At 67.6% G+C, this 26,624-nt stretch carries 20 protein-coding genes and 3 rRNA genes; 10 read left to right on the plus strand and 13 right to left on the minus strand.

Annotated elements, in window-relative coordinates; translation table 11 throughout:
• The first annotated feature begins 172 nt into the window (after positions 1 to 172).
• Positions 173 to 2,065 (plus strand): ATP-binding SpoIIE family protein phosphatase, encoded by a 1,893-nt coding sequence (locus tag ACSMXX_RS17235; protein WP_473179587.1) that lies wholly within the window; start codon positions 173 to 175, stop codon positions 2,063 to 2,065.
• Between the two features lie 99 nt (positions 2,066 to 2,164).
• Here ACSMXX_RS17235 and ACSMXX_RS17240 read toward each other — a convergent pair whose 3' ends face one another.
• A complete protein-coding gene (locus ACSMXX_RS17240; RefSeq protein ID WP_473184825.1) occupies positions 2,165 to 3,511 on the minus strand; it encodes an MFS transporter in 1,347 nt (448 codons plus the stop codon).
• A gap of 136 nt (positions 3,512 to 3,647) precedes the next feature.
• Between ACSMXX_RS17240 and ACSMXX_RS17245 the strand changes: the two genes are divergently transcribed.
• The 5 genes from ACSMXX_RS17245 to ACSMXX_RS17265 all read left to right on the plus strand — a co-directional run bounded on the left by ACSMXX_RS17245 (position 3,648) and on the right by ACSMXX_RS17265 (position 10,762).
• On the plus strand, positions 3,648 to 4,193 hold the full coding sequence (locus tag ACSMXX_RS17245) for a MarR family winged helix-turn-helix transcriptional regulator (RefSeq protein ID WP_473179588.1): 546 nt from the start codon (positions 3,648 to 3,650) through the stop codon (positions 4,191 to 4,193).
• A gap of 563 nt (positions 4,194 to 4,756) precedes the next feature.
• Positions 4,757 to 6,284: ribosomal RNA gene (locus ACSMXX_RS17250) — 16S ribosomal RNA — on the plus strand.
• A 341-nt stretch (positions 6,285 to 6,625) separates the two neighbouring features.
• A 23S ribosomal RNA gene (locus tag ACSMXX_RS17255) occupies positions 6,626 to 9,751 on the plus strand.
• A gap of 131 nt (positions 9,752 to 9,882) precedes the next feature.
• Positions 9,883 to 9,999: ribosomal RNA gene (gene rrf, locus ACSMXX_RS17260) — 5S ribosomal RNA — on the plus strand.
• The 16S, 23S and 5S rRNA genes sit together here, the layout of an rRNA operon.
• Positions 10,000 to 10,231: 232 nt before the next feature.
• Positions 10,232 to 10,762 carry a GNAT family N-acetyltransferase gene (locus ACSMXX_RS17265; RefSeq protein ID WP_473179589.1) on the plus strand — a complete coding sequence of 177 codons (531 nt, stop codon included), beginning with the start codon at positions 10,232 to 10,234 and terminating at the stop codon, positions 10,760 to 10,762.
• A 10-nt stretch (positions 10,763 to 10,772) separates the two neighbouring features.
• Here ACSMXX_RS17265 and ACSMXX_RS17270 read toward each other — a convergent pair whose 3' ends face one another.
• The 10 genes from ACSMXX_RS17270 to ACSMXX_RS17315 form a co-directional block, all read right to left on the minus strand.
• Positions 10,773 to 12,224, minus strand: a complete 1,452-nt coding sequence (locus tag ACSMXX_RS17270; RefSeq protein ID WP_473179590.1) for a site-specific integrase — start codon at positions 12,222 to 12,224, stop codon at positions 10,773 to 10,775.
• A 2-nt stretch (positions 12,225 to 12,226) separates the two neighbouring features.
• Positions 12,227 to 13,645 (minus strand): ATP-binding protein, encoded by a 1,419-nt coding sequence (locus tag ACSMXX_RS17275; protein ID WP_473179591.1) that lies wholly within the window; start codon positions 13,643 to 13,645, stop codon positions 12,227 to 12,229.
• Between the two features lie 237 nt (positions 13,646 to 13,882).
• Complete coding sequence (locus tag ACSMXX_RS17280; RefSeq protein ID WP_473179592.1) at positions 13,883 to 15,448, minus strand: SCO6880 family protein; 1,566 nt, start codon at positions 15,446 to 15,448, stop codon at positions 13,883 to 13,885.
• A complete protein-coding gene (locus tag ACSMXX_RS17285) occupies positions 15,445 to 16,788 on the minus strand; it encodes a hypothetical protein (protein WP_473179593.1) in 1,344 nt (447 codons plus the stop codon). Before ACSMXX_RS17285 ends, ACSMXX_RS17280 begins: the two co-directional genes overlap by 4 nt.
• On the minus strand, positions 16,778 to 17,632 hold the full coding sequence (locus tag ACSMXX_RS17290; RefSeq protein ID WP_473179594.1) for a DUF8175 domain-containg protein: 855 nt from the start codon (positions 17,630 to 17,632) through the stop codon (positions 16,778 to 16,780). The genes ACSMXX_RS17285 and ACSMXX_RS17290 overlap by 11 nt, the downstream gene beginning before the upstream one ends.
• A 404-nt stretch (positions 17,633 to 18,036) precedes the next feature.
• Entirely contained in the window at positions 18,037 to 18,477 is a 441-nt protein-coding gene (locus ACSMXX_RS17295) for a VOC family protein (RefSeq protein WP_473179595.1), read from the minus strand.
• Between the two features lie 296 nt (positions 18,478 to 18,773).
• Entirely contained in the window at positions 18,774 to 19,235 is a 462-nt protein-coding gene (locus ACSMXX_RS17300) for a pyridoxamine 5'-phosphate oxidase family protein (protein WP_473179596.1), read from the minus strand.
• Positions 19,236 to 19,358: 123 nt separating this feature from the next.
• On the minus strand, positions 19,359 to 20,180 hold the full coding sequence (locus ACSMXX_RS17305) for a maleylpyruvate isomerase family mycothiol-dependent enzyme (protein WP_473179597.1): 822 nt from the start codon (positions 20,178 to 20,180) through the stop codon (positions 19,359 to 19,361).
• A gap of 125 nt (positions 20,181 to 20,305) precedes the next feature.
• Complete coding sequence (locus ACSMXX_RS17310) at positions 20,306 to 20,950, minus strand: O-methyltransferase (protein WP_473179598.1); 645 nt, start codon at positions 20,948 to 20,950, stop codon at positions 20,306 to 20,308.
• A 185-nt stretch (positions 20,951 to 21,135) separates the two neighbouring features.
• Positions 21,136 to 21,444 carry a hypothetical protein gene (locus tag ACSMXX_RS17315; protein WP_473184826.1) on the minus strand — a complete coding sequence of 103 codons (309 nt, stop codon included), beginning with the start codon at positions 21,442 to 21,444 and terminating at the stop codon, positions 21,136 to 21,138.
• Between the two features lie 163 nt (positions 21,445 to 21,607).
• Between ACSMXX_RS17315 and ACSMXX_RS17320 the strand changes: the two genes are divergently transcribed.
• Positions 21,608 to 22,597, plus strand: a complete 990-nt coding sequence (locus tag ACSMXX_RS17320) for a C40 family peptidase (protein ID WP_473184827.1) — start codon at positions 21,608 to 21,610, stop codon at positions 22,595 to 22,597.
• A 379-nt stretch (positions 22,598 to 22,976) separates the two neighbouring features.
• Positions 22,977 to 23,738, plus strand: a complete 762-nt coding sequence (locus tag ACSMXX_RS17325) for a phosphatase PAP2 family protein (protein WP_473179599.1) — start codon at positions 22,977 to 22,979, stop codon at positions 23,736 to 23,738.
• A 141-nt stretch (positions 23,739 to 23,879) separates the two neighbouring features.
• Here ACSMXX_RS17325 and ACSMXX_RS17330 read toward each other — a convergent pair whose 3' ends face one another.
• Positions 23,880 to 24,167 carry a hypothetical protein gene (locus ACSMXX_RS17330; RefSeq protein ID WP_473179600.1) on the minus strand — a complete coding sequence of 96 codons (288 nt, stop codon included), beginning with the start codon at positions 24,165 to 24,167 and terminating at the stop codon, positions 23,880 to 23,882.
• 158 nt (positions 24,168 to 24,325) lie between these two features.
• Here ACSMXX_RS17330 and ACSMXX_RS17335 point away from each other — a divergent pair, with 158 nt between their 5' ends.
• Together ACSMXX_RS17335 and ACSMXX_RS17340 are read left to right on the plus strand one after the other, a co-directional pair.
• A complete protein-coding gene (locus ACSMXX_RS17335; protein WP_473179601.1) occupies positions 24,326 to 25,375 on the plus strand; it encodes an SCO4651 family lipoprotein in 1,050 nt (349 codons plus the stop codon).
• 145 nt (positions 25,376 to 25,520) lie between these two features.
• Complete coding sequence (locus ACSMXX_RS17340) at positions 25,521 to 25,799, plus strand: hypothetical protein (protein ID WP_473184828.1); 279 nt, start codon at positions 25,521 to 25,523, stop codon at positions 25,797 to 25,799.
• A gap of 249 nt (positions 25,800 to 26,048) precedes the next feature.
• Here ACSMXX_RS17340 and ACSMXX_RS17345 read toward each other — a convergent pair whose 3' ends face one another.
• Positions 26,049 to 26,435 (minus strand): metal-sensitive transcriptional regulator, encoded by a 387-nt coding sequence (locus ACSMXX_RS17345; protein WP_473179602.1) that lies wholly within the window; start codon positions 26,433 to 26,435, stop codon positions 26,049 to 26,051.
• Positions 26,436 to 26,624: the final 189 nt, after the last annotated feature.

The following is a 26,624-nucleotide window of genomic DNA, read 5'->3' on the forward strand; positions in this document are numbered from 1 at the left end:
GACTCCCGGAAGGGACGCCGGGTGATCCGACGGGTGGCCGGTGCGTGATCCAATGTCTGCGCCGTGCACCATGCGGAACGTGTGACCATGAGTGGACTCGCATCCGCACACAGTGACCAGCGACGGCTCAGCGGGGGGCCGTCTTCCGGACTACACGAGGAATCGGACGACCGTGAATTTCACGCGCTGGAGCGCCCGACTGCCCGGCACACAGCGGCGCAACTCAGCCGCACAGGCCGCCAGGGCAGCAGCAGCGCAGGCGCAGCAGACGTCCGACGGCCCTGCCGACGGCGCCGGGGGCGACGACGAGTCCCCCGGCGCGGCCGACAGCGCGAACTCGGAGAGCTCCGGCACCGTCCCGGCCGCGCGGGCCGAGCACCGCACCGGCACGGCAGCGCCGGAAGCGGAATCCGGAGGGCGGTCAGCGCGAACGGGCAACGCCGCTCCGTCCGTGCTCACCGACGCGGAACGCAAGAGCGCGGAAGCCGCCGTAGCGGCCTGGGCCCCGGGGACCGCCGGGGCGGCTGAGAGCTCCAGCGCCCACGTCACCCGCAGCATCGATGCGCTGTCAGTGCACGATCTGCTCGGCCAGGTCCCTGCTCTGGCCGCCGTCGTGCACGGCGCCGACCACCGCATCGCGTACGTCAACGACGCGTACACCGCCGTCTTCGGCCCGCGCACCCAGGGCGACGCGGCCCGCGACGCCCTGCCCGAACTCGTCGAACTCGGCCTGCTCCCCCTCATGGACCAGGTGCTGCGCAGCGGCAAGCCGCGCACGGTCAAGTCGCGCCGGGTCCCCCGGACCGCCGACTCGCGTGACAGCCGCGACGCCTTCTACACCTTCACCTGCACACCCATCACCGCCGACGGCGAGAACGGTGTGCTGATCTTCGCCGCCGAGGTGACCGACCAGGTCGAGGCGGCTGAGCGCCTGCGCGCCAGCGAACGCCGCCAGCGCGAGGCAGCGGTCACCCTCCAGCGCAGCCTCCTGCCCCAGGAGCTGGAACAGCCCGACGACTTGCGGGTCGCCGCCACATACCAGCCGGGCGGTACGGAAGCGGCCGTCGGCGGTGACTGGTACGACGTCATCACCCTCGGCGCCGGCCGCACTGCCCTCGTCATCGGCGACGTGATGGGCCGCGGCGTGCGTGCCGCGGCCGTGATGGGTCAACTCCGCACTGCCGTACGCGCATACGCCCGGCTCGATCTCCCCCCGCACGAGGTGCTGCAGCTGCTCGACGGGCTGGCCGCCGAGATCGACCCCAGCCAGATCGCGACCTGCGTGTACGCCGTTCACGACCCCAATGAAGGTCTTCTGCACTACGCCTCCGCCGGCCACCCGCCGATCATCGTGTGCGACGCGGACGGAGCGGTCCAGCGCGCGCCCGAGCCGACCGGACCTCCGCTCGGCACCGGTGGATGGGTGCACGCCTCAAGCTCGCTGCCGCTCCCGCCCGGGGGTTCCGCCGTTCTGTACACCGACGGCCTCGTCGAACGGCGCGACGCCGACATCGACACCGGAGTCCACACGCTGGAACAGGCATTCGCCGGCGCCACAGGCTCCCCGGACATCGTCTGCGACCGTCTGCTGCGATCCCTCGGCATCACCGCGGAACACGACGACGACGTCGCCGTCCTCGTCCTTCAGCACCCCGCCCGTACGGGTCCTGACGCCGAGCTGTTCCACAACGCCGCCTTGGACCTGCTCGGCGGCACCGAAGCAGCCCCGCGCGCCCGCGCGTTCGCCTCCGGCGTGCTCTCCTCCTGGCGCTTCTCCCGGGAACTCCAGGATCTAGGCGTACTGGCGGCCAGCGAACTCGTCGCCAACTCCCTCCAGCACGGCACCCCGCCGATGCGGCTGCGACTGCGCCGGACGGACCGGCGGCTGATCGTCGAGGTCACCGACGGCGACGAACACCTGCCCAGGCGCTGCGCCGCCGAGGCCGCGGACGAGGCGGGACGCGGCATCTCCATCGTCGCCACGATCGCCTCGGCCTGGGGCTCGAGACGGACCCCCGGAGGGGGCAAGTCGGTGTGGTGCGAGTTCGCCCTGCCCACAGCGTGACCGGCCTCGCGGCCGACCACCGAACGGGCCGACTCCCCGCTCCGCCCCCTCCGTTGATGCCCTCGTGCGATACCGAAGCCGGTCCGCAGACGGACTCGCTCAGACCGCCGCCCCAGTCGCACGCTCCATCGGGGCCGCCTCCACCGTGCTACCCCCGTCGGCCTCGGCGGGCCGCCGCTGTGCACCGCTGCCGCCGGCCACCACGAGGGACCGGTACGGCCGGTCCTGCGCGGGCGTCAGGTGCCGCCCCAGGCACAGCGCCAGCAAGCTCACACCGAATGAGCAGCCCACCAGCATGACGATGTAGACGCCGTACGCGCCCACCGCTGCCAGCAGCCCGCCGACGGCGGGACCCGCGGCCAGCGCCAGCTGCTTGACCAGCGCGAACGCCGAGTTGTACTGGCCGACCAGCCGCCCCGGCGCCAAGTCCGCCACCAGGGGTGCCACGGTCGGCGACAGCATCGTCTCGCCGACGCCGAAGAGCGCGTACGTCGTGATCAGCAGCGCCGTCGCCACCGCTTGCGCCCCGTGCACCAGGCCGGAGGCGCCGGCGGCCACCCAGGCGACCGCCCATATGACCCCGACCAGGGCGACGACCCTGCTGCGCCGGCGCCGCTCGACGAGCCGCAGCACCACGTACTGCGCCAGGACGATCACCCCCGTGTTGACCGCGAGCGCGATGCCCAGCGTGGACGTCGATATTCGCGTGACCTCGACCGCGTACGCCGACAGCCCAGACTCGAACTGCCCGTAACAGGCGAAGAACAGGACGAAGCCGAGCACGCAGAGCAGCACCATCGACCGGTCCCGCAACAGCACCGACCAGCCTTCGGCCGACGCCTCGCGCTCATCCGCCGCCGCGTGGGCCAAGCCGGCGCCGGCCTCCCGGAGTTGCGGCAGCCGGACGGTCGCGAGCACCGCAGCAAGAACCACGAACATCGCGGCCTCTATGACGAACAGCAGCGTGAACGTCCCGGGCCGGTGCTCGTCGACCATGAGCCCCCCGAGCAGACCGCCGACACCCAGACCGAGGTTGTTCAGGAAGAACTGCGTCGCGAAGGCGTGCGAACGGGTCACCGTCGTCGAGCACGAGACGACCATGGTCGCGAGGGCAGGCTGCAGAATCGCCACACCTGCTCCCATCAGTGCCGACGATGCCAGCACGGACGGAGCGCTCTCCGATATGCCGAACCCCAGCGCCCCGGCCATGCCGAGAGCGGAACCTGCGAAGGCCACAGGCATCGGCCCCCGGCGGTCGATCACCCGCCCCGTGAACGGCAGCACCACGAGCGCGACGACAGCGAAGACCGCCAGCACAGCGCCGGCCGTGCCGTCACCCAAGTCCCGCACGTGCGAGGCATAGATGAACAGGAACGGTGCCGTGAAGCCGTTGCCGAACGCCGCCAGGGCGTTCCCGAACTGGATCCTGCGCAGCGCAGCGCTCATCGCCGTGGTCACACTCACCTACCTCTGGTCTCGAGTCCTCGGCCCGCGAGGAGACTTCAAAGCTAAACTTCGAAGATAAAGACTACACAAGGCAAGCGTTCATGTCGAACGACTTCACGTGGGATACTCCGTTCCCATGCCTCCCGTGCCGGACCGACAGCCCACGCTCGACGAGCAGATCGCCATCTACCAGCGCGAATACCGCGACCTGGACCCTCAGGTGGAGAAGGTCGTCAACGCGCTCAGCCGCCTCGACCGGCGGATGAACGTCGCCTACGGACGCCAGCTCGGCACCCTCGGCCTGGGGCATGCGGAGTGGGAGGTCCTGAGAGAGCTCGTGATGGCGGGAGCGCCGTACCAGTTGTGGCCAGGCACGATCGCCAAGCGCCTGGGCCTGACCCCCGCCGCCATGACCCACCGCATCGACCGCATGCTTGCTCAGGGGCTCGTGACGAGGGAGCGCGACTCGGAGAACCGGGTGCGGGTCATCATCGGCATCACCGACGAGGGCCGGGAGAAGTGGCTCCAAGTCATGCGCAAGGCCTCGGTCTTCGAGGAAGAACTGCTCCAGGACCTCACCAAGGTTGAGCGGTCGCTCCTCGGTGAACTCCTCACGCGCCTCCTGCGCCGCGTCGAGGACGCTCAGCCGGATGCGAGCGGCCGCCTGACCGACCTGGACTGACGCCGGTCGGCCGGCCTCCGGCAGCAAGTTGACACCGTGCACGCCGATCCGTAGTGTCCTCCGGGTTGCCACGGAGCCCTACGGCTTCCGGTGCGACGCTCTTGCCGTTCGGCGGCAGTCTCTACTGAAGTGTTCTTCCCCGTCCTGCGGGGCTGTTTTTCGTGTGCTTGTGTGTGCGGAAATCAGTTCGGTGTGGGTTGTGTGGCGTCTCGATTTTGAGGTGTCGGGGGAGTTCCTCTAATGTGGCGGCCGCGTCGGAAGGCGCCCCCTCCCGGCAGGGGTTTGAGGATGGAAATCCGGTCCGTGAGGACCGGGAATTCGGATCTGATAGTGTCGGGTTTACCGAGAGGGAAGCGCCCGGAGTGGCCTGTGGCAGGGTTGTGATGGAAGCGTCCGTTCTTTGAGAACTCAACAGCGTGCTAAAAGTCAACGCCAGATATGTTGATACCCCGCATCCCGGGTTTTTGAGGGGTGTGGATTTCTTTGATGACAGCGAGGGTGCTGGCATGCCGGGATTATTCCTCCTGGTTGTGCCGCTCTTTGTGGTCTGTCTTTTTGAGGCATTCACGGAGAGTTTGATCCTGGCTCAGGACGAACGCTGGCGGCGTGCTTAACACATGCAAGTCGAACGATGAACCGGTTTCGGCCGGGGATTAGTGGCGAACGGGTGAGTAACACGTGGGCAATCTGCCCTGCACTTCGGGACAAGCCCTGGAAACGGGGTCTAATACCGTATGGGACTGCCGGGCGCATGCTCTGGTGGTGGAAAGCTTCGGCGGTGCAGGATGAGCCCGCGGCCTATCAGCTTGTTGGTGGGGTGATGGCCTACCAAGGCGACGACGGGTAGCCGGCCTGAGAGGGCGACCGGCCACACTGGGACTGAGACACGGCCCAGACTCCTACGGGAGGCAGCAGTGGGGAATATTGCACAATGGGCGGAAGCCTGATGCAGCGACGCCGCGTGAGGGATGACGGCCTTCGGGTTGTAAACCTCTTTCAGCAGGGAAGAAGCGTGAGTGACGGTACCTGCAGAAGAAGCACCGGCTAACTACGTGCCAGCAGCCGCGGTAATACGTAGGGTGCAAGCGTTGTCCGGAATTATTGGGCGTAAAGAGCTCGTAGGCGGCTTGTCGCGTCGGATGTGAAAGCCCGGGGCTTAACCCTGGGTCTGCATTCGATACGGGCAGGCTGGAGTTCGGTAGGGGAGATCGGAATTCCTGGTGTAGCGGTGAAATGCGCAGATATCAGGAGGAACACCGGTGGCGAAGGCGGATCTCTGGGCCGATACTGACGCTGAGGAGCGAAAGCATGGGGAGCGAACAGGATTAGATACCCTGGTAGTCCATGCCGTAAACGTTGGGCACTAGGTGTGGGCGACATTCCACGTTGTCCGTGCCGCAGCTAACGCATTAAGTGCCCCGCCTGGGGAGTACGGCCGCAAGGCTAAAACTCAAAGGAATTGACGGGGGCCCGCACAAGCGGCGGAGCATGTGGCTTAATTCGACGCAACGCGAAGAACCTTACCAAGGCTTGACATACACCGGAAAACCCTGGAGACAGGGTCCCCCTTGTGGTCGGTGTACAGGTGGTGCATGGCTGTCGTCAGCTCGTGTCGTGAGATGTTGGGTTAAGTCCCGCAACGAGCGCAACCCTTGTCTCGTGTTGCCAGCAGGCCCTTGTGGTGCTGGGGACTCACGGGAGACTGCCGGGGTCAACTCGGAGGAAGGTGGGGACGACGTCAAGTCATCATGCCCCTTATGTCTTGGGCTGCACACGTGCTACAATGGCCGGTACAATGAGTGGCGATGCCGTGAGGTGGAGCGAATCTCAAAAAGCCGGTCTCAGTTCGGATTGGGGTCTGCAACTCGACCCCATGAAGTCGGAGTCGCTAGTAATCGCAGATCAGCATTGCTGCGGTGAATACGTTCCCGGGCCTTGTACACACCGCCCGTCACGTCACGAAAGTCGGTAACACCCGAAGCCGGTGGCCCAACCCCTTGTGGGAGGGAGCCGTCGAAGGTGGGACTGGCGATTGGGACGAAGTCGTAACAAGGTAGCCGTACCGGAAGGTGCGGCTGGATCACCTCCTTTCTAAGGAGCATGTGGCGACAGGGTTCACCTCCCGTTCGGAGGTCCTGCCGTCCAGAGCCATTTCGTCGGCGAATGTCCGACGGTGGTCTGCTCATGGGTGGAACGTTGACTATTCGGTCTGCTGTCGCGGGCCTGTCATCCAAGTACTGCCTCGTCTTCGGACGGGGTGTGGAACGGAGGACGGGCCGGTGGCGGGGGCCGGGCGCGCTGTTGGGTGTCTGAGAGTACGGCCGTGTGGTCGTGGGTCTCTTGGTGCCGGTCCCGGTGTACTGCGTCTGTGGGCGTGGGTGGTGGGTGGCTGGTTGTTGTTTGAGAACTGGACAGTGGACGCGAGCATCTGTGGCCAAGTTTTTAAGGGCGCACGGTGGATGCCTTGGCACCAGGAACCGATGAAGGACGTGGGAGGCCGCGATAGGCCCCGGGGAGTTGTCAACCGAGCTGTGATCCGGGGGTGTCCGAATGGGGAAACCCGGCAGTCGTCATGGGCTGTCACCTGCATCTGAATGTATAGGGTGTGTGGAGGGAACGCGGGGAAGTGAAACATCTCAGTACCCGCAGGAAGAGAAAACAACCGTGATTCCGGGAGTAGTGGCGAGCGAAACTGGATGAGGCTAAACCGTATGTGTGTGAGACCCGGCAGGGGTTGCATGTACGGGGTTGTGGGATCTCTCTTTTCATGGTCTGCCGGCTGTGAGGCGAGTGAGAAACCGTTTGTGTAGGCGAAGGGTATGCGAAAGGCCCGGCGTAGAGGGTAAGACCCCCGTAGCTGAAACATGAGCGGCTTGTTGGAGAGACACCCGAGTAGCATGGGGCCCGAGAAATCCTGTGTGAATCTGGCGGGACCACCCGTCAAGCCTAAATATTCCCTGGTGACCGATAGCGGATAGTACCGTGAGGGAATGGTGAAAAGTACCGCGGGAGCGGAGTGAAAGAGTACCTGAAACCGTGTGCCTACAAGCCGTGGGAGCGTCGCGTGCCAAGCTTGCTTGGTGCGTCGTGACTGCGTGCCTTTTGAAGAATGAGCCTGCGAGTTTGCGGCATGTTGCGAGGTTAACCCGTGTGGGGGAGCCGTAGCGAAAGCGAGTCCGAAGAGGGCGTTTAGTAGCGTGTTCAAGACCCGAAGCGGAGTGATCTAGCCATGGGCAGGGTGAAGCGGAGGTAAGACTTCGTGGAGGCCCGAACCCACCAGGGTTGAAAACCTGGGGGATGACCTGTGGTTAGGGGTGAAAGGCCAATCAAACTCCGTGATAGCTGGTTCTCCCCGAAATGCATTTAGGTGCAGCGTCGTGTGTTTCTTGCCGGAGGTAGAGCACTGGATAGGCGATGGGCCCTACCGGGTTACTGACCTTAGCCAAACTCCGAATGCCGGTAAGTGAGAGCGCGGCAGTGAGACTGTGGGGGATAAGCTCCATGGTCGAGAGGGAAACAGCCCAGAGCATCGACTAAGGCCCCTAAGCGTGTGCTAAGTGGGAAAGGATGTGGAGTCGCAGAGACAACCAGGAGGTTGGCTTAGAAGCAGCCATCCTTGAAAGAGTGCGTAATAGCTCACTGGTCAAGTGATTCCGCGCCGACAATGTAGCGGGGCTCAAGCACACCGCCGACGTCGTGTCACTCATATGTGAGCCCTAACGGGTGTGTGGGTGGGTAGGGGAGCGTCGTGTGCCGGGTGAAGCAGCCGTGTAAGCGAGTTGTGGACGGTATGCGAGTGAGAATGCAGGCATGAGTAGCGATACATACGTGAGAAACGTGTGCGCCGATTGACTAAGGGTTCCTGGGTCAAGCTGATCTGCCCAGGGTAAGTCGGGTCCTAAGGCGAGGCCGACAGGCGTAGTCGATGGATAACCGGTTGATATTCCGGTACCCGTGGCAGTGCGCCAGCGCTGAATCAGGTGATGCTAAGCCCGTGAAGCCCCCTGCGGTGTCCTTCGGGATGCTGTGGGTGTGGTGGAGCCGGCGGTCCGAGTCTGTAGTAGGTGAGTGATGGGGTGACGCAGGAAGGTAGTCCAGCCCGGGCGGTGGTTGTCCCGGGGTAAGGGTGTAGGGCGTCATGCAGGTAAATCCGCATGACATGGGCCTGAGACCTGATGCCGAGCCGATTGTGGTGAAGTGGATGATCCTATGCTGTCGAGAAAAGCCTCTAGCGAGTGCTGTTGCGGCCCGTACCCTAAACCGACTCAGGTGGTCTGGTAGAGAATACCGAGGCGTTCGGGTGAACTATGGTTAAGGAACTCGGCAAAATGCCCCCGTAACTTCGGGAGAAGGGGGGCCACGGCTGGTGATCCCACGTGCTGGGGGAGCTGGTGGTGGCCGCAGAGACCAGCGAGAAGCGACTGTTTACTAAAAACACAGGTCCGTGCGAAGCCGTAAGGCGATGTATACGGACTGACGCCTGCCCGGTGCTGGAACGTTAAGGGGACCGGTTAGTCACATTTCGGTGTGGCGAAGCTGAGAACTTAAGCGCCAGTAAACGGCGGTGGTAACTATAACCATCCTAAGGTAGCGAAATTCCTTGTCGGGTAAGTTCCGACCTGCACGAATGGCGTAACGACTTCTTGACTGTCTCAACCATAGGCCCGGTGAAATTGCACTACGAGTAAAGATGCTCGTTTCGCGCAGCAGGACGGAAAGACCCCGGGACCTTTACTATAGCTTGATATTGGTGTTCGGTTCGGTTTGTGTAGGATAGGTGGGAGACTGTGAAGCATTCGCGCCAGCGGGTGTGGAGTCGTTGTTGAAATACCACTCTGATCGTGCTGGATGTCTAACCTGGGTCCGTGATCCGGATCAGGGACAGTGTCTGGTGGGTAGTTTAACTGGGGCGGTTGCCTCCTAAAATGTAACGGAGGCGCCCAAAGGTTCCCTCAGCCTGGTTGGTCATCAGGTGGTGAGTGTAAGTGCACAAGGGAGCTTGACTGTGAGACTGACGGGTCGAGCAGGGACGAAAGTCGGGACTAGTGATCCGGCGGTGGCTTGTGGAAGCGCCGTCGCTCAACGGATAAAAGGTACCCCGGGGATAACAGGCTGATCTTCCCCAAGAGTCCATATCGACGGGATGGTTTGGCACCTCGATGTCGGCTCGTCGCATCCTGGGGCTGGAGTCGGTCCCAAGGGTTGGGCTGTTCGCCCATTAAAGCGGTACGCGAGCTGGGTTTAGAACGTCGTGAGACAGTTCGGTCCCTATCCGCTGCGCGCGTAGGAGTCTTGAGAAGGGCTGTCCCTAGTACGAGAGGACCGGGACGGACGGACCTCTGGTGTGCCAGTTGTTCTGCCAAGAGCATGGCTGGTTGGCTACGTTCGGGAGGGATAACCGCTGAAAGCATCTAAGCGGGAAGCCTGCTTCGAGATGAGGACTCCCACCCCCTGTGTGGGGTTAAGGCTCCCGGGAGATGACCGGGTTGATAGGCCGGATATGGAAGACCCGTGAGGGTTGGAGTTGACCGGTACTAATAAGCCGAGGGCTTGACCACAGATTCTTTTTGCTCGCGTCCACTGTGCGGTATCTGAAACAACAACCGTTGACAGATACAATTGAACAGTGTTGTTGCTGACACACGTAAAGATTTCCCCGGTGCCGGATACGGGTTTTCCGGGGGTGTGTTTCGGTGGTCATAGCGTGAGGGAAACGCCCGGTCACATTCCGAACCCGGAAGCTAAGCCTTACTGCGCCGATGGTACTGCATGCGGGAGCGTGTGGGAGAGTAGGACACCGCCGAACTACCAGTAGAAGAAGCCCCGTTGGAATGGGAACACAACCCACACCAACGGGGCTTCTTCATGCCCGCACAACCCCGGCATGCCGCCGTGCATGGGTGGCAGCGGGAGGGGCAAGCGGAGGGCCTGGGAGTGCACAAGGCGGGGTCGGCGAGGGGTGCCGGCCCCGCTGCTTCCTACCTCAAGTGCAGCGCAAATCGCTACTGCCGGGTGGGGCGCTGCGGCAGTATCAGGCTATGACGTACAAGATCCGGGCTGTTCTGGCCGAGGACTGGCAGCAGCTGCGTGGGCTGCGGTTGGCAGGGCTCGCGGATCCGGCGGCATCCGTCGCCTTCAACGAGACGTACGAGAACGCTGCCGGGCAGAGCGAGGAGTTCTGGCGTCGTCGTGCGGCGCAGGGGACGCAAGGGACTCTGGCGGAGACGTTCATCGGGGAGGACGAAGAGGGCGGCGGACGCTGGGTGGGCAGTGCGACCGTGCTGGACGAAGGGGAGAGCGCGCACGTCGTGGGCGTGTATGTGCGGCCGGAGCACAGGGGTACCGGGCTGGCGGAGGGGCTGCTCAGGGCTGTGGAGGAGTGGGCCCGTGAACGTCCTTACGTGATGCGGATGTTGCTGCATGTCCACGAGCACAACCCGCGGGCTGAGGCCTTCTACCGGCGGATTGGGTATGTGCGCACGGGCGGGTTCGTCAGTGATCCGAAGGCGCCTGTGCTGAAGGAGTACGAGATGGTGCGGCAGCTGCCGGAGCGGTCCCGGCCGCGCTGAAAGGACGACGCTAGACGGGGAGTTGCAGGACCGTGGTGAGTGGTGGGCCGAGCCGGCCGGGGGATGACCGTGCGGCCACGCGGCGGCCGTGCTCGACCACGCTCTGGGCGAGCGCGTTGAGGATCGGCATCAACTCGGGGTCTTCGCCCACTACATAGAGCGTGCCCGTTTCGTCGATGAAGGATTCCAGGGCGACGCGGTCGGCGCGGGCCGCCGTGCACGCGTTGCGGACGTGGAGCTGGGACAACGGGGAGAGGGCGCGGCGCACGAGTTCGGTGGCGTGCTTGCGGCGTTCGGGGTGGCCCGTGAGCGTGGCCTCCAGTTCGCCGGCGGCTCCGGGCGACGCCTTGGGGTGGGTGCGGAGCGTCTGTACGGGGTCGGTCGGTGTGGTCTTGGCGATGGCCCAGCGGTGCACTTCGCGGAACGGGCGGTCGTCGAGGGCGGCCGCGTGGAGCCAGCAGCGCAGCAGGGTCTCTGCGGCGGAGTGCATCTCGGCGTCGATGGGACGGGATGAGCGCAGCGGTGCGAGGAGGGCCGCGGCGCGCGACGCGGCCGTTGAACGGTCGGAGCAGCCGTGGTGCGGGGACCAGCGCAGGCGGTCCGGGGTGTCGCAGAGCTGGCTCGGGTCGAAGAGGTGGACGGGGCCGAGCTTGGCCCTGGCGTCCTTGGTCGCTGCCCACAGTGAGGTGTCGGACGTGGCGACGAGGACGGCGCCTGGAGCGTCCTGAACGAGGGTATGAGGGGCCGCCGTTCCCCCGTCGCGGTCGGTGCTCGTGGCGAGGGTGTCGGCGGGGTCGCTGGGGTCGGCGGGCGCCGCTTCAGCTACCCGTTCGACGGCCGGTGCGCGAACGGGATTTGGCGGGGCGGGGTCTGCCGACTCCTTCTCCACGGGGGGAGCTTGAGCCGGCTGTGGCCGTACGTCCGTGCCGGCAGGCTCGGTTTCCGGAGCCGGGCGTGAGCGGCGGGCCGTGCGCACCGCGCGGGCGCGGGTGACGGTGCCGACCGCGAAGACGGAGAGGACGGCGAGGATGAGCAGCTGTCCGATGAACAGGCCCCAGAAGAGCCCGTGTCCGGACAGGTGGGAGGGGTTCACACCGGGCCAGGCGGCGGCGAGGTCCCGGGGGTCGGCCGCAAGGTCCCGCATGGCCATGGGCGTGCGGGTGAAGGAGACGCCTTCGGGCCAGGAGCCGTGAGCGAGGAGTCCGGCGAGGCCGGTGGCCGTCCAGGTGAGGACGGTGGTGCCGAGGAGCAGTGCGAGGACGCCCAGGAGCAGGCCGTCCGGAATGCCGCCTCCGCCCGTACCGCCGCGGACCGGGCCGCGGCGAGGGGGCCGGGACGGACCGCCGTACGGGTACCGAGGACCGTGCTCATGCCGGCCGCCGCCGCGGGCCGTGCTATAGGCGTAGCCGCGTCCGCCTTCGTGGTTGTGGCCCGAGCCGTGGTGGTCGTATCCGTAGGACATGGCTAGGCGACGGTGGAGTTGGAGGACGGTGACTGTTCGACGGCGAGGGCGCGGGCCTCCGCCTCGGCCTCCAGGTCGGCCTCCAGGGAGGCGTCGAAGTCCTCGGGCTGGGACGAAGCCTCCGTCATCGCGCGGTCGGTGAAGACCAGTGGCCGTTCCGCTTCTGTCACCAGGTGCTTGACGACCTGCACATTGCCGTTGACGTCCCACACGGCGATGCCGGGTGAGAGTGTCGGGATGATCTCGACGGCCCATCGCGGCAGGCCGAGGACCTTGCCGGTGGCGCGCGCCTCGTCGGCCTTCTGCGCGTAAATGGTCCGTGTAGAGGCCATCTTGAGGATCGCGGCGGCCTCGCGGGCGGCGGCCCCGTCGACTACATCGGAGAGGTGGTGGACCACTGCCACGAACGACAGGCCGAGCCGGCGGCCGAACTTGAGCAGCCGCTGGAACAGCTGCGCGACGAACGGGCTGTTGATGATGTGCCACGCCTCTTCGACCAGGAAGATGCGCTTCTTGCGGTCCGGACGGATCCAGGTGTGTTCCAGCCAGACGCCGACGATGGCCATCAGGATCGGCATGGCGATGGAGTTGCGGTCGATGTGGGAGAGGTCGAAGACGATCAGCGGGGCGTCGAGGTCGATGCCGACGGTCGTCGGGCCGTCGAACATCCCGCGCAGGTCGCCGTCGACCAGGCGGTCCAGGACGAGGGCGACGTCGAGTCCCCAGGCCCGTACGTCGTCCAGCGCCACGTTCATCGCTTCCGCCGACTCCGGCTTGGGATGGCGGAGCCGCTCGACGATGTCGGTCAGGACGGGCTGGCGGTCGGCCGTCGTGGCGTTGACATAGCTGTGCGCCACCTTCAGGGCGAAGCCCGAGCGCTCGTCCAGGCCGTGGCCCAGGGCGACTTCGATGATCGTACGGAGCAGGGCGAGCTGCCCGGTGGTGGTGATGGACGGGTCGAGCGGGTTGAGGCGGATGCCCTGGTCCAGTGCGGCGGCCGGGTCGAGGCGGATGGGGGTGATGCCCATCTCCTCGGCGATGAGATTCCATTCGCCGACGCCGTCCTCGCCCTGTGCGTCGAGTACGACGACCTGGCGGTCCCGGAAACGGAGCTGACGCAGCACGTACGTCTTCTCCAGCGCCGACTTGCCGTTGCCCGATTCTCCGAGGACGAGCCAGTGCGGGGCGGGCAGTTGCTGACCGTAGAGCTGGAAGGGGTCGTATATGTAGCCCTTCCCGCTGTAGACCTCGCGGCCGATGATGACGCCGGAGTCGCCCAGGCCGGGGGCGGCGGTGGGCAGATAGACGGCCTGCGCCTGGCCCGTGGAGGTGCGCACGGGCAGCCGCGTCGTCTCCGTCTTGCCGAAGAGGAAGCTGGTGAACGCGTCGGTGATCGCTGTCAGTGGATCCTGCGAGGCCATGGGAGAACCTTCAGCCCCTTCCGCGGCGGATGCCGGTTGCGGACGCCGAGGGGACCGTACGTGCGGCCGGCCCGGCGTCCGCGCCGTCGGCGGCGGCGACCGGACGGGCGCCCGTCGGGCCGTGACTCCGGCTGTGGTCCCCGCTGTGTCTTCCGCCCCGGTGGCCCGGGCGGGTCGTTCGGCGGTTCGGACAACTGCCGTGCGGGCAGCGGCCGTTGATCATGTCGCGCGTCCTCCTCAGCGGCGGATGCCGGTCGCGAACGGCAGCGTGTTGACGAACGCCCGGTGATGTTCCCTGTCGCACCACTCCAGCTTCAAGTAGCTCTTTCCGGCCGATGCGCGGATCGTGCGCTTGTCGCGGGCGAGCGAGTCCGCGGAGCGCGAGGAGACCGTGATGTAGCCGACGAGGTTGACGCCCGCCGCACCGGACGCCAGATCCTCGCCACGCTGGTCGACACGGCCGTGTGCGGCGACGTCGCGCGGGTCGATGGTGCGGTTCATCTTCGCCTGCCGGCTCGCTTCGGCGTCGTCGTTGGTCTTCTCGGTCAGCATCCGCTCGATGGCCAGTTCCGTCGGCTCCAGATCCATCGCCACCGAGACCGTGCGGATCACGTCCGGGGTGTGAACGAGCAGCGGCGCAAGGAAGTTGACGCCGACGGGCGTCATCGGCCACTCCTTCACCCACGCCGTGGAGTGGCACCACGGCGCACGGGTCGAGGACTCCCGCGTCTTGGCCTGAAGATACGTCGGCTCCATCGCGTCCAGCTCGGCCGGCCAGGCGTTGCGCTTCGACATCGCCTGGAGGTGGTCGATGGGGTGGTCCGGGTCGTACATCGAGTGGATCAGCGACGCAAGACGTGCCTGGCCGAGCGGCTGACGTACGCGGATGTCCGCCTCCGTCAACCGGGCGCAGATGTCGGTCAGTTCGCGTGCCATGATGATCGCGAGGCCCTCGTCCTTGGACAGCTTTCGCCCCGAACGGCCGGCGGAGCGCTGCGCGGCCTTCGCGATCGTCGCGCCCTCGGCGGCCAGTTCTCGCCCGTAGTGCATGCAGGCGACGAGATACGCGCGGTGCTGCTCGCTGGAGGTCGAGACCATCGACTGGAGCTGGTCGTAGGACTCCCGCAGCCAGACCGAGGAACGCTCGTCGCCCCGCTGCTCGACGTCCTTGGCGTGGGCGTCCGGGTCGGCGGGCAGCGTACGGGCCAGGATCTGCAGGCGGGTGACGAAGCCGTCGCCGTTCGCCACGTGCTTGAGGAGCGTGCCGAAGCGGTCGACGAGGGCCTCCTGGTCCTCGCTGTCGCGGAGCCCCACGCCCGGGCCCTCGATCTCGATGCACGCCGTGACGGTACGGCGGTCGGCATGCAGCAGCACCGCCAGCTCGTCCGGACCGAACGGCGCCGTCAGCCAGTTGATGCGCCCGACGCCGGGCGGCGGGCCGACCTCCACCTCGCGCCCGTCCAGCCTGATGCCGGCCTCGGCGGCCTCCGAACGGTAGGTGGCACCGCCTCGGCGGAGCATCCTGCGGTACGAGCGGTTGATCTCGAACCACTTGTAGAACGTACGTCCCTTGTACGGCACGTAGATCGCGGCCAGCGACAGCATCGGGAAGCCGACCAGCGCGGGGATGCGGAATGCGAGCACGGGGATGAGCAGGCCGCTCATCATGCCGAGGAACGCGCCCGCGATGATCAGACCGATCTCACCGGTCTCCCGGTTCTTGCCGATCGCCGCGTTGGGCCGCGCCCGGCCGATCATGTACGTGCGGCGTGGAGCGGCGGCAGTGTGGGACGCCGTCGTCACCTGCGGTCACCTCCGGTGCGGTTGCCGCCGCCGTTGCTGGCCGGGCGGGACGGTGCGGAACGGTCGTACGTACGGGGCGGGGGCGGGGCCTTGGGGCGCGGAGCGTCGCCGCTGCCGCCTCCCCCGCCGCCGCGGGTGCTGTGCGCGGCGACACCGCCGGAGACCTGGCCCGCGGGCTGCTGCTTGGCGCCGCCGCCCTCGCCGCCGGACCCGGACTGGCCGCCGCCTCCGCGGGCGCTGTGCGTGTTGATGCCCTGGCGTACGAGCGCGGCCGGCGAGGAGACGACCGCGGCGGCCGAGCGGGAGGCGGGATCGCGGGAGGCGTTGCGGTGGCCCACGATCTCGTCGCCGAAGCCGGGGACGAAGCGGTAGATCATGGCGCTCGCGAAGATGGCCAGGATGATGATGGAGAGGCCGGAGACGATCGCGGAGAAGGCGTCCGGCCCTTCGGACGAGGAGAGCGCCCCGGCCAGCCCGAGCACGATCACGATCACCGGTTTGACGAGGATGACCGCGATCATGATGCCCGCCCAGCGGCGGACGTGGCCCCACATGTTCTTGTCCACCAGGCCCGCGTACACGGCCGTTCCGAGCAGCGCACCGACGTACAACAGCGCGGCCCTGACGACGAGTTCGAGATAGAGCACGCCTGCGGCGAGCACGGAGATGAGCGAGACGACGATCAGCATGATCGGGCCGCCGCCGATGTCGTCGCCGTTCTTGAGCGCTTCGGAGAACGTGCCGAAGAACTTGTCCGTCTGATCGGACGTGCCTGCCGCGATGACGTCGGTCACGGCGTCGGTCGCCGAGACGACGGTGTGCAGGATCAGCGGTGTGAACGCCGACGCGATGACGGTCAGCCAGAGGAAGCCGATCGCCTCGGTGACGGCCTCGACGAACGGCACGCCGCGGATGGCGCGTTTGGCGACGGCGAGCAGCCAGATCGTGAGCGTGAGGATCGTCGACGCGGCGAAGACGACTGCGTACTGGCGCAGGAACTCGGGGTTCGTGAAGTCGATGTTCGTCGTCTTGTTGACGAGATCGGAGAGCTCGTCGACGGTCCAGGCGGCTGCTTTGGCGCAGCCCTTGGCGAGGGACGAGAGCGGGTCGAGGGTGCTCGCGGCGTCCGGGGCGCCGCCGCCCCCGCCTCCGCTGCTGCCGCCTCCGCCTTCGCCGTTTTCGCAGTACTCCTTGGCGGGGCCCGAGACCAGTTCGCACGGGTCGTCCTGGGGTGCCGACGGCGCCGCGACGGCGCGCCCGGCGAAAAGCAGGAGAGCCGCCGGCAAGCTCGCTGCGAGGCTTGCCAGTTGAAGCATCCGGTGGCTACGACTAGCGCGCATAGGTGAAGCCTCCGAACTCGTCTACCGCCTTGCTGATCTCTTCGGCCCCTGAGATCGGACTGTCGCCGTTCACGGGAGTCGGGCCGTTCTTCTGCCGGGAGTCGGCGACCTTCCAGTCGCCGTCCGTCCACTTCAACTTGAACGTGACCGTGAACCAGCTGTTCTTCACCGGCTTGGTCGATTCCTCCCCGGCGACGCCGAAGAGCCCTGAGCACCAGACGGCAACGGTGGCCGCATCGCCTTCGAAGCTCCTCACCGTGGTGCCTACGGGCATCGTCCGGTTCACGAAGGTCGACCCTGACGGTGCCTTACCCTCATCGTCGATGCCGATCTTCTTGTTCAACTCCTCGCTGTAATCCGCGTCGAAGCCCTTTTGCAGATTGTTCAGCGAGGAGGGGGCGCTGACGGCCTCCACGATCTCGTGACGCTCGCCCTTGCTGAACATCCCGTCACCGCCGAGGGCCACCGCGTAGTTCGCCGCTGCACTCTCCGCGCCCTGCTCGGACTGCGGGAAGCCGGAGGCGATGCCGCCCTTGCCGCTCTCGACCGGCTTCTGCCCCGTCGGCGCCGTCGGCTGCGCCTCGCCGCCCTGCTTGCCGCCTGCGCCGTCGTCGCCGTCACCGCTCTGGTTGGCGAAGGCGATCGCCGCGATCAGCAGCACCACCACACCGACGACGGTGACGACGCTGCGCCCGGGGCGCGACGGCGGTCTTCCGCCGCCCTCGCCGCCCGGAAGCCGTGTGCGGGTCGTGGTGAGGCCGGCCGGGCCGCGGCTGTAGCCTCCGGCCGCGCCCTCGTCGCCAGTACGGTCGCGCTCGCCGTACCCCTCGCCGCCGATGCTCATCCCGGACGTGCCCCCTCGAACCTCATACTCAGTCAACTGTCGTCATTGCATTGTCTCCTCAAACGAAGGTAGCTGTGTCACTGGCTGTACGGGGGGCCTGTGGACAACGGGTGACGGACCGTCTTGCCATGCGGTACGCCTGACGCCTCACGCGTCTCACCGGGCGCGTCCGCCTCACCCTCGTCACGGATGCCGATCTCGTCCCGTCGTCTCGTCCGCCTTCAGGCTCGCCAAGTGCCTATGCGACAGGCAGAAGGTGGGGGAGACGACGAGCGAGGTCGACCAGGTGCGCGTCGACGAACTGCTCACTGAGCAGGACCCGTTCGAGCAGGGGTGCGTCCGACACGGCTTCCGAGCGTGCCGGCGCCCGCCCCGGCGCCGTACTGCGGGAAGGCCCGCGGTTCTCAGTCCGCAGGGCCCAGATGGACGCGGCCGGACTCGTCGACGGACCAGCCGGGGTTGTGGCAGACCTCCCAGACGACGCCGTTGGGGTCCGCGAAGTGGCCGTGGTAGCCGTTGAACACGGGGACGGGCTGCGGTGACTTGACCAGACGTGCCCCGGCGGTGACGGCGGCGTTCACGACCTCGTCGACTGCCTCGCGGCTCCCTACGTTGTGGGACAGCGTCACGCCCGAAGTGCTGGGCTCCGACACGGCGCCCGCCACGTCGTCGCGGAACTTCTCCGCGACGAAGAAGGCCAGCACGAGCCCGGGCCCCGTCTGGAAGAAGACGATCTCCCCCGGCACGTCCGCCAGTGGCTGCCAGCCGAGTCCGTCCCGGTAGAAGGTGCGGGAGGCGTCGAGGTCCGGCGTCGCGAGCGTGATGAAGTGAGTGCGCTGGTCCATGCGGTGAGTTTGGCACGGTTGTGGGCGTGATCAGCTGATGTCGCCCGTGCCCTCACCGTTGAGGTGGCACAGTACGGCGCGCAGGGCTCACGGGCCGGTCGACGACGGCGCGCACAACGCCCGTACGCGACACGGGAGCCGGCATCGGACCTGACCGGGCGGCCGGTGAATTCCCCGGCCCCGGCGGCTCGTTGCTCCGTCCACAGGCTGTGGATATCGTCGCAGTCGCAGTCGCAGTCGCAGTCGCAGTCGCAGTCGCAGTCGCAGTCGCAGTCGCAGTCGCAGTCGCGGCGCGCTCAGCGGGGGAAGGTCCACCTGGTCGGCGAGGTCATGTCCCGGTCCCAGCCGAACACCACCCTCGGCGTGACGTGCAGGGCCGGACCGCCGGTTCCGCCGCTGTCCCGCACCTCACCTCCGACCGGTGAGATCGGGTAGTCGTATTTCGGGCCGTACGCGTCACACATTGCCTGCAGGGCTCCGTGGCCCGTCTCGGGCCGTGCCGTTCCTTCCACGATCACCACCTCCTGGCCATCTTCCAGGTGCACGGTGATCTCGTCGTTGAGCGGAAGATTGCGTGCCGCGAGCGAGCCGGTGCTGAACCAGAAACCGTCGTCGAGCCATACACCCCACACCGGCCGGCAGTGCGGGCGGCCACCCGGACGAGTGGTGGCGATCCAGTAGTTGTGAGCCGCGGTCAGGCGCCGGAGGGCCCACTGCCACGGCAGGAGATCCCCAGGGGGAGCGGGCACACCGAACATGACCGGCGGTGACGCCTCAGGGACGGGCAGAGCATCGATGACGAGTCATCTCCCTTCGTTCCTCCGCGAGTTCGCACGCCGGCAGGGTGCACGACGGCAGGCGCGCCAGGTGGCGGCCGGCCGCTAGAAGCCGACCCGCTCCAGCCAGAAGTCCAACAGCCCGGCGTCGCCCAGCACTTCGACCTCACCGCTGCCGGGCTGCCGACGGCGGAAGAGGACGAGAAGCAGCTCCGAGAGCGGGCCGCGCACGGCGGTCGTGGCCTTCTCGTGGGCCCTCAGCCAGCTGAATCCCTCGTCCTCGAGACGGATCAGCCACTCTGCCGCGTCCGGCTGCGAGGCGTCGGTCGCGTGGAAGTGGAGCGTGTCACCGGAGCGTTCCGCGAGCGTGCGCAGCTCGGGCCACTGCGCCATCGCCTCGGGGCTGCCGGTGAGTTCGAGGAACTCGTCCAGGCAGTCGGCCGCCAGGCCGTGCGGCGCCTCGAATCCGTAGCCCGCGGCCAGGGCGGCGTCCGCGCGGTGCACGAGCGTCTCGTGCGTCCTGCGCCGCGCCCAGAAGGAGGCACGGTGCTCGCCGGTGAGCGTCCACGCGCGCGAGTCCTCGCCGGCGACCCGCAGTTCGTCCGAGACGAGCTGAGCGCTCTCGGAGAGCCAGGTGCTGAGCGCCTCCGTGAAGGCCTCGGGGGCGACGGCCGCCTCCGGGCGGTCGGCCGGCCCGCCGTAGCCGGGGACGTTCTCCGCGCGGATGAAGGAGGTGGCCCTCTTCCGTACGACCTCTGCGGCACGGCGGTGGCCGTTGCCCAGGTGCACTGCCAGATCCCGCAGCGTCCAGTCCGGACACGTGGGGACGCGGGTGTCGAGCTTGACGCCCTTGAGGGTGTCCCGGAAGAGGCGGGTCTGCTCGATGATCTCGGCGCAGTAGCGGTCGAAGGCGAGGGCATTGGTCATGCCCGAAGCCTATGAGCAGTCACGAAGGGGAGCGCCTGCGCCCACGGCGAAGCGGCCGGACCCGTCGTCCCGCATGCCCGTCACGAACGCCTCCCGCATCACCCGCGTCAGCGCTGCGACCGCCGTCACCGCTTACGTGCCAGGGTGACGCCGTCGCGCAGCGGCAGCATGACCGACTGGACGCGGCTGTCTGCCGTGATCGTGTCGTTGATCTGCCGGATGGCGCGGTCTGCGGCGTCCTGCGCGGAAGGGTCGACGACGCGGCCGCCGCGCAGGACGTTGTCCAGGACGATCAGACCGCCCTGGCGCATCCGCGGGACCAGCTCCTCGTAGTACGTCGGGTAGCCGGTCTTGTCGGCGTCGATGAAGGCGAAGTCGACGGCCTGCTCCGTGGGAAGAGCCCGCAGCGTCTCCTCCGCGGGAGCGAGGCGCAGGTCGATGCGGTCCGTCAGCCCGGCGCGGTCCCAGTAGCGGCGGGCGACGGACGTCCACTCCTCGGAGACGTCGCACGCGAGCAGGCGGCCGTCCTCGCGCAGCCCGCGGGCGATGCAGATGGACGAGTAGCCGGTGAAGACGCCGATCTCCACGGCGAAGGAAGCCTGGGTGAGCCGCACGAGCATCGTGAGCAACTCGCCCTCGTCGTGCGAGATCTGCATCGTCGTGCCCGGCTGCAGCTGATGCGTCTCCTCGACGAGGTCGCGGAGGATGTCGTCGGCGGGCGAGGCGTGGGCGAGCAGATAGTCGTCGAGGGCGGGGTTGATGATGTCCATGCGTCTGAGAGGTCCGTCCTTCGTGGAGTGAGGTGGCCCCCGAGGGCCCAAGTGGCTCTGAAACAGCGGGGATCGGCACCGGCCCGGCGCCGGGTCCGGCACCGGATCGCCTTTGCGGCGGTGCTGGGGGGACGGGACTTCGGGTGACTGAAGTCACCCGAAGTCCCGTCCCCCCAGGCGTACGGCTATACGGCCATCCCGTAGACGATGGTGAAGAGCGTGCCGAGCGATCCGATGATGAAGACGCCGGTCAGGCCGGCGACGATGAGCCCCTTCCCCTGCTCGGCGCTGAAGGTGTCGCGGAGGGCCGTGGCGCCGATGCGCTGCTTCGCCGCGCCCCAGATGGCGATGCCCAGGCAGAGGAGGATGGCTATGGCCATCACGACCTCGATCATGACGCGGGCCTCGCTGCCCAGCGACCCGAACGGACCCCAGTCGGGCGCGATTCCGCCGATGATGGTGGTGATGTCGCCCTTGTCGGCCGCCAGAAACATGGTGAACTCACCGCCCCATGTCGGAGATTGAACGTGCACTCAGGGAATGAAGGTTGAGTGAGGATACGGCGCGCGTGTACGGCACGCCCAATCGGATTCTGTCATGAGTCGGACGGGATGGGCAGTGAACCACGCCCGCATGAGGGATGGTTGAGTGGTGCGGATGCGTGGTGCGGGACGTAGGAAAGCCTGGCTGCTGGGCGTCGGCGGCGGGTTGGGGCTGCTCGCCGGCTTCATGGTGCTCCTCGTCGTCGGCACATATGTGGCGGCCGCGCACCTGGGTGCCGGCGGACGAGCCGTGGGGCTGGCCAAGGGCGCGGTGCCGACGGCGTATCAGAGTCTGGTGCAGAAGTGGGGCGCGCTGTGCCCGGCGCTGAATCCGGCGCTTCTCGCGGCTCAGCTCTACCAGGAGAGCGGCTGGCGGCCGGACGCGAAGAGCGGGGCCCAGGCACAGGGCATCGCCCAGTTCATTCCCGGGACTTGGGCGACACACGGCATCGACGGCGACGGCGACGGCGACCGCGACGTGTGGGACCCGAAGGACGCGATCCCCTCCGCGGCCAGCTACGACTGCAAGCTGGCCTCCTATGTGAAGGACGCGCCGGGCGACCCCACCGAGAACATGCTGGCGGCGTACAACGCCGGCGCGTACGCAGTGATCAAGTACGGCGGCGTGCCGCCCTACCGCGAGACGAAGAACTACGTGTCGACCATCAGGAAGATGGAGCAGAGCTTCGCCTCCACCAAGGGCCGCGTCGATCCGTCCAAGCGGGCCGCGGGCGCCATCTACTACGCGCAGAAGAAGCTCGGAACGCCGTATCTGTGGGGCGGGAACGGCACCCCGGAGCAGGGCGGCCGGTTCGACTGCTCGGGCCTGACGCTGGCCGCGTACCGAAGCGTCGGCGTTCAGCTGCCGCGTGTCGCCAACGACCAGTGGAACAGCGGTCCGCACCCGAAGCGCGACGAACTGCTCCCCGGCGACCTGGTGTTCTTCGGCACCGACATGAACAACTCACGCTCCATCGACCACGTGGGGATCTACGTCGGCGGCGGTCACATGATCAACGCCCCCTACACCGGGGCAAAGATCCGCTTCGACCCGGTCGACACACCGAACTACTTCGGGGCGACGAGGCCGACGGCCGACGGGTGACGCGAAACACGTGAACCAACGCGGATGACGGTACGTCACACCATCGGACAGGTGTGCTGCGGGTGGAACCCGGCTGAGCCGCGAAGGGGATGTGCAGAAACGTGTAATCATTGCGGGACAGTGAGTAAGGGACGCGCCCTGAGCTGGGAGGATCGGTCACCCTTCGATAACGTCCGGGTGATCGTTCGGTAAGTCCCGGAACGGGCGGGACGTCAACTGGCGTTTCCTGTACGGCGGAAGGACACTTCCCGCTTCCGCAGCATTCACGGCCACGGGGTCATGGGGTCACGCGGGTCACCCGGGCCACGGGGAGCAAGGGGTCACGGGGGTCGGCAGCGGCAAGCGATCACGAGCAGAGCAGAGCGAGGTCAGGATCACGATGGCAGTTTGGGACGACCCGGACGTCGATCTGCTCTACGAGATCAACGGCCTCGCCGAGTCCGCCCCGACCTGGGCCGACCGGACCATGGAATACGTCGGTGAGTACGGCATCGTCGCCGGACTCGTACTGCTCGGGCTCCTCGGGTGGTGGCGAGTGGTCCGCCGCAAGGACACCCGTGAGGAAGCGGTCACGGCTTCCGCGGGTCTGCTGTGGGCGCCGGCGGCCGCCGCGATCGCGCTGCTGGTGAACATCCCCATCAGAGGGATCGTCGAGCGGCCGCGTCCCTTCACCGAACACAAGGGTCTCGAAGTGCTCGCCCGGAGCAAGGGCGACTACTCCTTCGTCAGCGACCATTCGACCCTCGCCATGGCACTGGCCGTGTGCATCTTCATGGTCCACCGGCGGTACGGGCTGGTGGGCATCGTGCTCGCCGTGCTCGCCGGTGTCAGCCGCGTCTACATGGGCGTTCACTATCCGACGGACGTGATCGGAGGACTCGCCCTCGGTGCGGCGGTGGCCCTGCTGCTTGCTCCTGTGGCCATGTGGGCCCTGACGCCGTTGATGCGTTCGCTCGCGAACTCGCCGCGTACGGGAGCTGTGGTGTGGGCGGGCCCCGCCAGACGCGCGGGGCGTGAGGAACGCGGGGACGCCGCATCGCAACCGCGCGAGGAGGCCGGGGCCCAGGTGTCCGACGGCTCCGGTGCGCAGGCGCCGACGGGTGAGCAGGACGGCCGCGACGACCGCGATCTGGCGGCGTGAGCGGGCGAGTACGGGACTGAGCGCCCTGGGCTCGGCGGGCTCGGCGGGCTCCGGCCTGTGACTGTTCGGGCTCGGCCTGATCGGCGCGAAGCACCATGGGCTCGGCGGGTTCGGCCTGATCCGAGGAAGCCGGCAGCCCGTTCAGAGGGAGCCGCGGGCGCCCTCGGGGTCCGTGCCGCCGACCTCTGTGCCGTCTGCGCCGACGCCGTCCGCGTCGGCCCCCTCCGCGTCGGCGTGGTAGTCGCCGTCCTCCCGGTCGTACCTCGCGGAGTGGGCCGTCGCGTCCGCGCGTGACATCTCTCTCGCCCGCCGGGCCGGACCCACCCAGCCGCACGTGCAGCGAGCGTGGCTGAACGCGCCGCGCTCCACCGTCGACGAGCGGTGTCCGCCCTGGTCATCGCTCTCGTCGTGTCCGGTTCGCTGTCGCACCCGCCAACCGTATCCGTCCCCGTGACGGGCGGCCCCGGCCTGTCGTTAAGGGATCGAATCCCGGAAACAGAACGCTTGTTGGGGGCCGGCAGACCATGGTGGCGCACTGGCTGTGGGTATCGCCTGGGCTGCGAGGCCCAGAGGCAGGGCGCAGGCACGTGCGGGTTACCGTCGCCGCCGTTCTGGCCGCCGTCGCGACGCTGCTGCTGGCCACGGGGTGCTCGGAGGACGGCACGGCGGCGGCGAACGACAGGAACCAGGACGGTTCGTCCGCAGGTCCGGGATCGTCCGTGCCGCAGACCGGGCCGCGGGGAGCGCACGGAACGGGCGGTGCTTCCGGCTCGTCCGGGGCCTTCGGACGGAGCGGTTCGCGTGGGCTCTCCGCGCCGTCCGATCCGCGGAAGGCCGTACGGGAGGCCGCAGCACAGCTCGGGAAGTCCGGCACCTCACGGACCCGTACGTCCATGTCGATGGCGAGCGGCGGCACCCGTATCGCCATCGACGGCGAGGGCGGCTTCGACTACCGCAAGGGGAGGGGCGTTCTCACCGTGCGGCTGCCCGAGGGCACTTCGGGCGCGCAGCCGGGAGAGCGCCGTACGGTCACGGAACTCGTCGTACCCGGCGCGCTCTACATGAAGAACCGGGGCGCGGGCGTGCCGGCCGGGAAGTGGGTGCGCGTGAACACGGACACGCTCGCTGACGGGAACCTGATCACCGCCGGCGCGACCGACCCGGTGAGCGCGGCGGAACTGCTGCGCGGCGCACGGAAGGTGACGTACGAAGGCACCGCGAGGACCGCGGGCGGCACGGCCGTACGTCGCTACCGCGGCACTCTCGACCTGGCGGCGGCGGCGCGGGCCGCGTCGCCGCACCGGCGCGGGCAGCTGGAGTCGGCGGCCCGCGGTTTCTCCGAGGCGGCCGTCCCGTTTGACGCGCATATCGATGGGCAGGGGCGCCTCCGGAAGGTTCGGCACCAGTTCACCTTCGCGGGCGGTGCGCCGAGCGGTCCGGACGGGACGAAGTCCGGCACCGGCGGTGGCGCCGGGGCCGACGCCGAGGGCGGCGGCGGGCAAGGAGGTGACGGCGGTGACGACCAGGGCGGAGTCGCTGTCGCGTCCACCACGTGGTTCTACGGCTACGGCGCACCCGTGGAGGTCGTGATGCCCGAACCGGATGACATCTACACGGGAGAGATCGCGCCGTTCTAGGCGTCTTGGACCGGGTTCGCACAGCACGTTCCGGCTGGGATGACGAGTGCGAAATGGTTCGGAATTGCCATGTGCGGAGGGTGCGCCTGTCCCTACTGTGGGGATACACGAGGAGGTGGTGCGTGTGCCTGGCAGCGTTCCCGGTGTGCCCGGTCGTGGTTCGCGGGGTTCTGTGGTCCAGGATCACGTGGCCCTCGCCGAGATCGAGCTGTGCGGCGAGCTGATGATCGCGGCTTCCGCCGCGGCGGAGGCCGGTGAGGAACGGCTGAGTATCGCGCGTATCGACGAGGTGCTCGGCACGGTTCCCGGCGAGGTGGACGAGACCGCCTGGCAGTCGGTGCCGCGGCCGGTGCCGCGGTGCTCCGCGTCCTCCAGACCCGCGCAGGCCGCCCGGCCCACGCAGGCGTCCGGGCAGCGGAGTTGAGCGGCAGCCGTCTCTGCGGCCCACGTTTCACTGTGTGTTCAGTCACTGGGAGCGGTGTGCCGGGGAGCGCCGGACCGCCCTTTCACCGCCCGTGCCGCCCGTAACGCCCGCAGCGTGCCGCCGCCTTCCGTGTTCCGTCCCGTTTCGCCCCGCGTCGCCCGTACTTGCCTGACCCGTGCCGCCCGGTCCCTGCGGTCCCGCCCCGGCGGGCCGGGTCACCGGGCACCGGGCACCGTTCACCTCCTGCTCTTACGTGCGCAGCAGACGGGCTATGGCGGCCGTGGCCTCTTCCACCTTTTCGTCCATCTCCGCGCCGCCCTCCTTGGCTGCGTGGGCGACGCAGTGCCGCAGATGCTCTTCGAGCAGCTGCAGGGCGAAGGACTGCAGCGCCTTCGTCGAGGCTGAGACCTGGGTCAGCACGTCGATGCAGTAGACGTCCTCCTCGACCATGCGCTGCAGGCCCCGCACCTGGCCCTCGATGCGGCGGAGGCGCTTGAGGTGCGCGTCCTTGTCCTTGCTGTAGCCGTGTTCGCCGGTGGCCGCGTGCGCGGCGCAGTGCTCGTCCACGCTGTTGCCGTCCGCGCCGCCGCTGCCGCCGTCGGCGCTCGGGATGCCGGAGGCGCCGGTCGTCGTCATGGGTCCTCCGTGGGGTCGTCCGGCGGTCCCGGAAGGGGCGTCCGGGAAAGGTCGCCGATGGCCTGAAATGTACGGTGCCGGGGCCCTGGCTCGTGTCCTGACTGGGCCGTCCCACCTGCGAAAAATATACCCCTCGTGGGTATATGATACCGGATTCGGGGAGGGCGGTTCAGGGCACAGTCAGCTATG

The sequence above is a fragment of the Streptomyces sp. DSM 116795 genome (assembly GCF_055792905.1).